Source organism: Microcoleus sp. EPA2, assembly GCA_020882975.1.
Lineage (GTDB): Bacteria > Cyanobacteriota > Cyanobacteriia > Cyanobacteriales > Microcoleaceae > Microcoleus.
The window spans coordinates 24,317-33,913 of the sequence record JAHRFD010000044.1 but is presented as its reverse complement, the minus strand read 5'-3'; the positions used below and the strand labels follow the sequence as shown (position 1 = coordinate 33,913).

The 9,597-nt window shown below is 42.8% G+C and carries 11 protein-coding genes, 1 tRNA gene and 1 pseudogene; 3 read left to right on the top strand and 10 right to left on the bottom strand.

Features of this window, described 5'->3' with window-relative positions; translation table 11 throughout:
* A pseudogene (locus tag AAFP14_RS24600) lies at positions 1-298 on the bottom strand (photosystem II q(b) protein); the annotation flags it as partial.
* A gap of 328 nt (positions 299-626) precedes the next feature.
* Here AAFP14_RS24600 and cofG point away from each other — a divergent pair.
* Positions 627-1,577, top strand: a complete 951-nt coding sequence (gene cofG, locus AAFP14_RS24595; protein ID WP_341734814.1) for a 7,8-didemethyl-8-hydroxy-5-deazariboflavin synthase subunit CofG — start codon at positions 627-629, stop codon at positions 1,575-1,577.
* 112 nt (positions 1,578-1,689) lie between these two features.
* Here the strand turns inward: cofG and AAFP14_RS24590 are convergent, their stop codons facing one another.
* The 3 genes from AAFP14_RS24590 to cpdA all read right to left on the bottom strand — a co-directional run bounded on the left by AAFP14_RS24590 (position 1,690) and on the right by cpdA (position 5,023).
* Positions 1,690-2,466 carry an SDR family oxidoreductase gene (locus tag AAFP14_RS24590; RefSeq protein ID WP_341734813.1) on the bottom strand — a complete coding sequence of 259 codons (777 nt, stop codon included), beginning with the start codon at positions 2,464-2,466 and terminating at the stop codon, positions 1,690-1,692.
* Between the two features lie 108 nt (positions 2,467-2,574).
* A complete protein-coding gene (locus tag AAFP14_RS24585; protein WP_341734812.1) occupies positions 2,575-4,053 on the bottom strand; it encodes an alpha-amylase in 1,479 nt (492 codons plus the stop codon).
* A gap of 190 nt (positions 4,054-4,243) precedes the next feature.
* Positions 4,244-5,023: a 3',5'-cyclic-AMP phosphodiesterase gene (cpdA, locus tag AAFP14_RS24580; RefSeq protein ID WP_341734811.1), complete on the bottom strand. Its 780-nt coding sequence runs from the start codon at positions 5,021-5,023 to the stop codon at positions 4,244-4,246.
* 153 nt (positions 5,024-5,176) lie between these two features.
* Between cpdA and AAFP14_RS24575 the strand changes: the two genes are divergently transcribed.
* Both AAFP14_RS24575 and AAFP14_RS24570 read left to right on the top strand, forming a co-directional pair.
* Positions 5,177-5,247, top strand: a tRNA-Cys gene (locus AAFP14_RS24575).
* 332 nt (positions 5,248-5,579) lie between these two features.
* Positions 5,580-5,840: a hypothetical protein gene (locus AAFP14_RS24570; RefSeq protein ID WP_341734810.1), complete on the top strand. Its 261-nt coding sequence runs from the start codon at positions 5,580-5,582 to the stop codon at positions 5,838-5,840.
* Positions 5,841-5,908: 68 nt separating this feature from the next.
* On the opposite strand, the gene AAFP14_RS24565 is transcribed toward AAFP14_RS24570, so the two are convergent.
* The 6 genes from AAFP14_RS24565 to AAFP14_RS24540 all read right to left on the bottom strand — a co-directional run bounded on the left by AAFP14_RS24565 (position 5,909) and on the right by AAFP14_RS24540 (position 9,597).
* Entirely contained in the window at positions 5,909-6,328 is a 420-nt protein-coding gene (locus tag AAFP14_RS24565) for a hypothetical protein (protein WP_341734809.1), read from the bottom strand.
* Between the two features lie 121 nt (positions 6,329-6,449).
* Complete coding sequence (locus AAFP14_RS24560) at positions 6,450-7,256, bottom strand: hypothetical protein (RefSeq protein ID WP_341734808.1); 807 nt, start codon at positions 7,254-7,256, stop codon at positions 6,450-6,452.
* Positions 7,257-7,260: 4 nt separating this feature from the next.
* A complete protein-coding gene (locus AAFP14_RS24555; protein WP_341734807.1) occupies positions 7,261-8,082 on the bottom strand; it encodes a TIGR04255 family protein in 822 nt (273 codons plus the stop codon).
* A 206-nt stretch (positions 8,083-8,288) separates the two neighbouring features.
* Positions 8,289-8,798: a TniQ family protein gene (locus AAFP14_RS24550; RefSeq protein WP_341734806.1), complete on the bottom strand. Its 510-nt coding sequence runs from the start codon at positions 8,796-8,798 to the stop codon at positions 8,289-8,291.
* Positions 8,798-8,962 (bottom strand): hypothetical protein, encoded by a 165-nt coding sequence (locus AAFP14_RS24545; protein ID WP_341734805.1) that lies wholly within the window; start codon positions 8,960-8,962, stop codon positions 8,798-8,800. Before AAFP14_RS24545 ends, AAFP14_RS24550 begins: the two co-directional genes overlap by 1 nt.
* Positions 8,963-8,985: 23 nt before the next feature.
* Positions 8,986-9,597: a type II toxin-antitoxin system PemK/MazF family toxin gene (locus AAFP14_RS24540; protein ID WP_341734804.1), complete on the bottom strand. Its 612-nt coding sequence runs from the start codon at positions 9,595-9,597 to the stop codon at positions 8,986-8,988.

Genomic DNA, 9,597 nt, shown 5'->3' with positions numbered 1-9,597 from the left:
CAGCTTCCCAGATTGGGTAGAAGTGTAAGCCAATGGCGTTGGAAGAAGGAACAACAGCACCGGTGATGATGTTGTTTCCGTACATCAAGGAACCTGCAACTGGTTCGCGGATGCCGTCGATGTCCACTGGAGGAGCAGCGATGAAGGCAACGATGTAGCAGATGGTGGCAGTTAAGAGGGTAGGAATCATCAAGACGCCGAACCAACCGATATAAATCCGGTTGTCTGTGCTTGTGACCCACTCGCAAAACCGTTCCCAGACATTGGCGCTTTCGCGCTGCTGTAAGGTTGTTGTCATGGTTTTATGATTGCTTTATTTGGTTTTCAATGTTCGTGGCGGTTGTTTGTTCCGCCATGTAAATAAACATAAAGCTTTTATTTCAATTTGTAAAGGCCTTCTCAGCACAGCTTTTGTTATGACTGTCATAAGTATAGCTAATATAATAGTAAAAACGTTACTGTATAAGGGTTTCAATGCAAAATGCAGAATTTGTTGGCGATCGCCTCAGAAGCAGAATGCTGATAATGTACCTGCACAACGAGAGCGGGACTGGTGTCAGTGTTAAGATAAGTTAAGCGGGGCGATCGCCAAGCGCCAAACTAAAAATTATTAAAAACCCCAAGGAATGTCCCGCACCGTCACCTACAGCCCTGCTCATACCATCGTTCCCACTTATGAGTGTTTTAATCGCTGCACCTACTGCAATTTTCGAGCTGAACCGCTGGAAAGTCCTTGGCTGACGCTACCACAAGCCGAAAAACGGCTCCAGCTACTGCAAACTCAAGGTGTGATTGAAATTCTCATCCTCAGTGGCGAGGTACATCCCCAAAGTCAACGGCGCAAAGCTTGGTTTCAGCGCATTTATGAGCTCTGTGAACTGGCACTTGCTCTAGGATTTTTGCCGCATACTAATGTAGGTCCGCTCAGTTTTGATGAGATGGCTCAGTTAAAACAGGTGAATGTCTCCATGGGGCTGATGTTGGAACAGTTGACACCGAGTTTGCTAACAACTGTTCACCGACACGCACCGAGTAAAGTACCTGCCCGGAGGCTGCAACAGTTAGAATGGGCTGGGGAATTGCAGATTCCGTTTACCACTGGTTTGCTGCTGGGAATCGGGGAAAGTGAGGCCGATTGGGTGGAGACATTAGAGGCGATCGCCCGGATTCATTCCTGTTACAATCATATTCAAGAAGTTATCCTGCAACCTTACAGTCCGGGAAATCAGCAAAGTTGGGATGGTGAAGTTTTTGATGTTACAAAAATGCCGGAATTAATTGCGATCGCTCGCAGCATTTTACCCGATGAAATCACCTTACAAATTCCGCCAAATTTAGTGACCGAGCCAGACATATTAATCGCTTGCTTAGAAGCAGGTGCTAGAGATTTAGGAGGAATTGGGCCAGTGGATGAAGTTAATCCCGATTATCCTCACCTCCAACACCAAACTTTAACAGAAATTTTAGCAGCCGCGGGATGGCAACTCGTGCAGCGTTTGCCTGTTTATCCTCAGTACGATACTTGGCTCCCCCAGAGATTACAAACTGCTGTAAAACACTGGAGAGTTAGTCATTAATTATTCTAATTTATTAGTCGGCTTGGAGTGGACGAAAGTTGGTGTAGGCGCAATCCCCCCGTGGTTGCCCGGTTTCAACCGCCGAGTGATAAAGTAATAAACAATTAAAATTTCAAATCAAAGAACCACCACCATCAATCCAGACTTCCGTACCTGTGATAAACATGGAGGCATCTGATACTAAAAATAAAACTAATTGGGCAACTTCTTCACTAGAACCTGCGGTATTATTAGTCAAAGGAATCAGATCGTGAATGAAATCCGCTGCTCCTGGAATGCGATCGAGATTTCGCTTAGTGGTACTTTCCTCAATCCCAGTCAGCACCCCACCCGGACAAATGACATTAACTCGGATTTTGCTAGCAGCAAGTTCTAGCGCCAGCATTTTGGCAAAAGTTACTTGAGCAGCTTTAGAACAAGCATAGGCGGTGGCACCAACTTTCCTGAAATTTCTAGTACCATTAATCGATGAGGTAATGACAATAGAACCTCCTTGTTTTTTCAAATAAGGAACAGCATACTTGACAGTCAAAAAAGTACCTCTGAGGTTAGTATTAATTGTCCTATCCCACTCCTCCGGTTCCAGGTCTTCTATGGGCGACCAGACACCATTAATCCCCGCATTTACAAACAATATATCTATTTTTTTATAGTTGTCAAAAATTGTTTGAAATGCCTGTTGCATTTGCTCAGAATTTGCTACATCGGCGGCCAATGCCATTCCACTTTCTCCTTGATTCACTAACTGGCTGACAGTTTCTTGCCCGCTATCGAGAAGGCGATCGATAATAGCAACTTTTGCTCCTTCCTTTGCCATTAAAATTGCTGCTGCACGACCAATCCCCGACCCGCCACCAGTAATAACGGCAACTTTATCTAAAAGATTCATAATTTTTATATCTAAAATATTTGAAGGATTCTAACAATCAAAATAACAAGTAACAAATAACAAGTAACAACTAACAAAAAATACATATTGTTAGTTGTTATAGGGTCTTTAGGATTCTGGAACCCACACTGAAACTGAACCAGCATTACACCTAAAATCAGCCCAACCTTCGTCATTAGTTGTGATAAATTCTTTGATGTTTTCGGTGAGATCAATATAGGTACGATTCGGTTGTCCGACTTCCATAAACTTAGTACCATCACCCCCGTTAGTCAGTACCACAGCCATGCCACCTGGATGTTCTTCATCTCCAAGTCTCGTCCAGCCAATTGTATTGGCGTGGTCAAAGTAATCGTATTGATTACCGTAGGAATAAGTTTGGCGGGCGAACAGGAATTTATCAATAATCCATTGATGTTTGTCTAACCAAATTTCGTATTCGTTACCATCATTTCCTGTATCCTTGTAATGAGCGCCGTAATAATCGGGGTAAAAAATACAGGGATATCCTTCACGTCGCAGCAGGATTAAAGCATAGGCAAGGGGCTTAAACCAAGACTCGACAACAGACTCTAGGGATTGTAAAGGTTGGGAATCGTGGTTATCTACTAGAGTAACGGCGAGAGTTGGTTGGTGCTGGACGAGGCTGCCGTCAAAAATTGTTCTCAAGTCATAATTATTGCCTGCTTTGCTGGCTGCATAGAAGTTGTAATGAAGAGGTGCATCAAATAAGGATACTTTTCCATCAGTTACGGTAATGAAGTAGTGCAAAGCTTCGACTTCATAGGACCAATATTCGCCGACGGCAAATAGGTCACGTTTGGCATAATTGCGAACGTGTTCTAACCATTCTTGGAAAAATTTTGCTGATACGTGTTTGACGGCATCGAACCTAAACCCATCAACGTTGGTTGTATCGACATACCACTCGCCCCAGTATTTTAATTCCCCGGTGACTTCTGGGTTGTCCATATCTAAATCACAACCCATCAAGTAGTCAAAATTGCCTTTTTCTAAGTCTACATTTTGGTCAAATTCTTTGCCTTTGAGCAAGTAAATGGCATTGGCATTTGTGTCGTAAGCATTGTAATCAATGGCATCAAAATGCCACCAATGCCATTCCATGCTGGAATAGGTTTTGCCACGACCAGGGAAGGTAAAATGAGTCCAAGCCTTAATTTTTTGATACTCGCCTACGGTGTCATTGCGGTTGTCGGGATTGAAGGGTGTAGCTTCGACTTCTTCTTCTTCATCAGCTCCTAATTTGTGGTTAAAGACAACATCAGCATAAACCTTAATTCCTAGATCTTGTGCTGCTTTAATCGCCCGCAAATACTCATCTTTTGTCCCGTATTTCGTCCGGATCGAGCCTTTTTGATCGAACTCGCCTAAGTCGAATATGTCGTAGACGCCGTAACCCACATCCATACCGCCGCCCGTTCCTTTATACGCGGGTGGCAACCACAGAGATGTAATGCCCATTTTGGCTAAATCTTTGGCAGATTCGGCTAACTGATTCCAGAGGTTGCCGTCAGCGGGGGTATACCAGTGGAAATACTGCATCATGACGCCATTGACTTCAGACATAAATTTAGTTTCTCCTGTTTGGTAAAGCTGCGGGCTTATTAGTTTATGTTACTAATTATTATAGATAGGCCTGCAATCCGTGGTCAATAGATATCATAAAAGATGGGGCCGATCGAAACAATCTATCTATTGATAGATTGACAAAAAAAACTATATTTCATGTTAAATTGTTTCAAAATATATAAAAATATTAAGAAGTTTTTGCTTCTGTGGCTATTCGCTCAACTCTGGTGTTCCAAGTGCCATCGATCGCCAATTCGAGCAATCTAAATCCAGGCGGGATGTGGTCAACTATAATGGGATGGCTTTTGGGTAAAAGTTGGATGCAGGTACTGGGCGTACCCAAGTAAGTAACTGAGCCTCTGTGTTGGTGAAATTCTTGGTGAATGTGGCCGCAAAGGACGATTTTTACTTGAGGATATCGATCGACTATTGCCAAAAATTCATCAGCATTGTGGAGCATCATGCCATCCATGATTTCACTTGCGATCGCCAAGGGATGATGGTGCAAGGCAATGATAACAGCTCGATCGCCCGTTTGTTGCAATTGAGAATCCAGCCAATCCAAGCTTTCTGGGGAAATTCGCCCCCCACTGCATCCAGCTTCCACACTCGAAAGCAACAGAAATTGCCAGTTTCCTAGCTTCCAAGATTTTTCTGGAGAAATCGGCGGCTTATCTAATATTTGCTGCATTACCAAGAAGTTGTCGTGATTTCCCGGTATCCAGTAAGCGGGGATGTTGAGGGGAGAAATCAGCGAGATCAGGAGCTCGTAGGATTCGGGTGTTTCATCTTGGGATAAGTCCCCTGTCAGCAGCAGTAAGTCTGGCTGGGGCTGAATCTGTTGCAAGTGTTCGAGAACTGCTTTGAGGGTGTGGGCGGTTGAGAGGCCTTTCCAAGTGCGATCGGGCTCTGCAAACAAGTGGGTGTCGGTGATTTGGGCGACGAGTAGGGGGGAAGCGGGTGTCATGGATGATGTTGCGGGCGATCGATCTAGTTCTAGAGTACCCTGTCACAGGGGTTTTGGGGATGTGGGAACAAGGGCCATGGAAATTTTTGACAAATGTGTTGAAATAATCAAGATTTGGTGTAATATAGTAAAGCGTTAAATTTCTGACGTAACGGCGGCATAGCCAAGTGGTAAGGCAGAGGTCTGCAAAACCTCCACCCCCAGTTCAAATCTGGGTGCCGCCTTTTTAGTTTATAAAGTAACAAATTGTTTGTCACTTATGGCAGATTAGTGTCACATTAACAAATTACTGGTTGCTGTCCCTCTTCGATCGCAATTCCAATTTTTGCAGCCTGACTCTTGATACATTCTATCAATCTCCTATAGCTCCATTGATGAATGCTAATACGGTATTGCTTGGCGTAGTTTCGCTGTCCTTCTAGGTATTCTGGGCATTTTTGTTCGGCTAAAGCTTGAATTTCGCTTTGGAGGATTTGTTGTCGTCCCTGCTATCGCAGAGACGGCGACGGGGAGGAGTATTTATTACTCTCAAGGAAATTTGGTGGAATTGGCGGCGATGGTTTATTGGCTGTCGGTGGTTTTTACGTTTGAGGTGGCGCGGGAAGTGTTGAAAACAGTTAAGGAGGAGTATCCGGGGTTTTTGAGCGATGGGGAGCAAAAACGGTTAATTTTTGTCAAGGAGTCGCAGGCAGGAGCGGCCAAGCTGGTAGAGTTCGATGTGGAGAAGGTAGTAGCAGCTTGGGCACAGGGGAAGTTTGTAGTGCCGGTTTGGTTAGATGTGATTTATGGGCGGTTGCGTGAGAAGGTGAAGGGGTAGAGTGCGATCGCTTAAACTGGTAGAGGGTGTTTAATGGTGATTAGCTTTCACGTTTAAAGAGATATCTATTAATCTCTAATCTGAGAACAATTCTTAGATGCAAGTTCCGCTAACTGGGCACGCAAATCCTTACGAAGAAGCTTCTTTTGATTTTTAGTTAATTCATTAGGGACAGATTCCTCATCAAGCCCTGTGATACCAGAATGACCCTCAGCACCAGGGCGACGATCTCTAACACTTTTGCCTTTGAATTTATGAAGAATATAAACCCAGATAACATTTAATAGGTTAGGATAAACGCATTGTCCAGAATTTGCTTGAATTTTGCGGATTTCATTAACTTTAAGACAGAGAACTAATTTCCGAGGCGAGTTTTCTGAAAGAAATTGGTAAGCTTGTTCAGGTGTTGTAAGAGAGTCAACCCAAACGCTTAGGTGAGGTGGAACTGATTTTTTATCTTCTGTTGATAGATTAAACTCTTCTTCCAATTGAATTGCTAAGATATTGCCCTTTTCGGCAAAATCTTTAGGTGGTCGAGCAAGTCGAAGGACGCAGCAAACATCTGGGACTGGGGCCAAATGAGCTCCAGCCGAGTTTCTTTTAAAGAACTCACTCAAGAAAGAGCGAACCTTTGTCCAAGATATCAGTGGAAAAAACCTGTTCAAGCGTAGTATCTTCTCCCCAAACCTCTCCAGTATTTCTATTACGATAGAAAAATTCTATTTCACCAGTCCCAAAGATTTCGCACTCTAAGTAGTGTTCAGATTTTGACCATGTGTACATAAAATTATCTTTTGAACCTGGACAAGCATCTGGCACTTCTAAGCATAGCCCTTTGGTTTCAAAAAAAATTTTAAGTGTTTCCCACACAGACCAGGATAGATTGAGAACTCTTTCTGTAAAGCTTGTATCTTTTTCCTCTCTTACCTCATTTTTTAGTGAATCAAGATATAGTCGAAGCCTCTGGCATCGTTGTCGCTGATTTGTAGTCTCAATTTTTTTATGAACACGGGGTAAATTATTTGATAAATCACTTATCGGAGGCGATAAAAATCTACCGCGTCGTTCTTTTGGATCAGTTTTGAGCAAATTAGCTTGATGTCCAATAGGTTGAGCCAAATTGTACACAGCTATTTCGTAGCTGGAATCTCTGACTTTCTCCTCATCAATATCCTTAAGTTGGTTAGCATAAATTCCCCAGCCAATATCTACCTGATTTAGAAGATAAAGCAGATAATATTTACTACTTTCACTATTTCCAGACTCAGTCGATATCTGTGCTAGTGAACGAATTGGTTTAACCATTCGGACAGGAGTACCAGGATAGTTTTTTTTCTGCTCAGTAAGTAGGGTTGTTGAGAGAATTGTTTGCCCTTGGCGTTCTTGTTCTTCCAATGGAGATATAATCATAGCCATGAATTTACCCTCTCCGCTTCCAAACAGTTGTCTGGATTTTCTCATCAGTTAAATCAGCAAATGTCTGCACAATCCATTCATGTGCCGCATCAAACCAAATTTGCATTGAATCCAGAGAATTATAATTGCCAATTCCACGCACAGTTAATTCAAATAAAAGAGTAGGATGGTTGTTTAGAACTACATTTCTGATCGATATATGTAATCTACCAAATTCTTCCGGCAAGTCAAAAGTTGTATCCCAATCAATACTTTGTGGTTTTGGAAGAAATCGATCTAGACCTGTTTGCCATTTAAAGTCAGGAAAAATTTTACCTATATCCTCAAGAGTTTCCCATACTTCTCCTTGTGAAATTTGATTAACATAACTTAGTTCATATTGACGTATCTGAACTCTACCCAAATCCGCCTCTTCTATGAACGAATTAAAGCCGTTTAAATGATCTTGAAACGCTTTAATAAGACTTCCATACCTGGGATACTCACTATTTAAACTAATTTTTCTCCAGTTATGAATCAATCGGTCGCGTTGAATTTGGATAACCCTCGTTTCATCAGAACTAATGAACCATACTCTTGGCAAAGGAGGAATATCACTCAGTTGTAGCCGAGCTTCAATAATTGGATTATTGAAAACTTCCACCTTTGATGCTAATGGCGCAACGTCGTTACAAAACGGGTAGTCAGGTTGAAATCTCTGCCATAACAAGCCAATATGGGGACTAAGTAAAGCTTCGATAGAGTTAAACAGAACACTACAAACCACTTCGCTAACAGGTGGTTGGTCATAAGATGGCAATTGTCTGGTGTTCACGCTGACTGTCACGCTGTCTCCTCTAGTTACCCGAACAAACTACTCCATAGATTTATGCTCTAATATTCAGCCTAACTCAGAATGAACCTGGTTACTCGATTATTTAAGAAAATTGACTCACACCTCGATATTTTTATCGATCATAAGCGTCTTCTTATCCAAGGGGGCAGAGCTATCAGATTTTTCAGTTGAGGTTGTTCATGTCAGGCATCCGAATTTTAGTATCTTAGGATTTTTTGGTACTCCCTCATCTCCCCAAAGCCCAGAAAACAGCGCTGACACCACCCATCCACCCACAATGCTGGAACCTTAAACCTAGCCCCACAGTTAGGACACTCTGACAACAACCTTAACTCATGACGATCGCACCCCTGCATCCCCTTAAACTGCCACTCAATCTTATGACAAGGCAACTCAGCATAACACGCCGCACACAACCGAATCGGTTCCAACTTCATCCCCACCCCAGGAGGCGGCAACATTTCCTGTAACCTCTCCGCTTCCACTCCCACAACTACCGCCAACGCCGCCAACTGTTGCCCAGATGGAAACGGATTCAAATAAAACTTTTCCCAACGTGCGATCGCACCTCCCAATCCCACCATCTTACCCAAGCCAGTCGGCGTTAACTCATTCGCCCGTCGAAACCGCCCCAAAAAATGACTTAAACTCTCACCCTCCAACGGTTCCACCCGAAACAGCCAAGGCTGGATCTCGATCGCTTCCATCACTTGTACTCCCTAGCAACTTCTTTGAGAGTTTCCAAATCAATCCTTGATAACCGCTTCTTCAAAGCCCGAATCGCCGCCTCCCTGAGAATCATATCCAATAGCCCCACATAACCCCCAGTCGCCTCCCCCAAAGCCGACCGCATCGCCAATACTAAGAACACGAAAATATCTAGCTGACTATTGACTACGATCGCAAATCGTCGATCAGTTTTTCTATAGCTATACTTTTTGTGGTTTCATCCGGCAGATAATTAAACACTTTCTGTAAAAGTTCTATAGACGCATTTTTAATAAACCAATGTTCACCCGGATTATCCCCAAGATTCAAAAAATACTTTAAACGTTCCTCTATTGCTTCCTTATCTGGTTTATCGAGTTGTCCAACTCGCTCCACCCAATCCCCCTGCGAATCTTTAAAACAGTTAGCATCAACAGTACATATCTGATGCACTAGAGCAAAGGAATTATTAGAAAGACCATTTCTGTTTGTAGAATTAATCGGATATACTGTTGGTAAACCTTTATAGGTTTCTTGGGAAGTCAATGGAATCAGCGTCAAAGTTTGGATGTATTTAGAATTATCTTGAAATTCGTCACTTGTCCAAATGATATAAGGATGCTCTCCCCGAAAAACCCGACTCGAATTAATCACCTGAGTGCAAGAAATTGTCTGGCACTCAATCTCCCCTGGTTCATTTATCTCATAAATATGATGATGACCGAGTTTGCAACGAAGAGATACTCTATAGGGATTGATAAAATAAATCCAACCTTGACGCGGTTTTTTTCCAGCCAC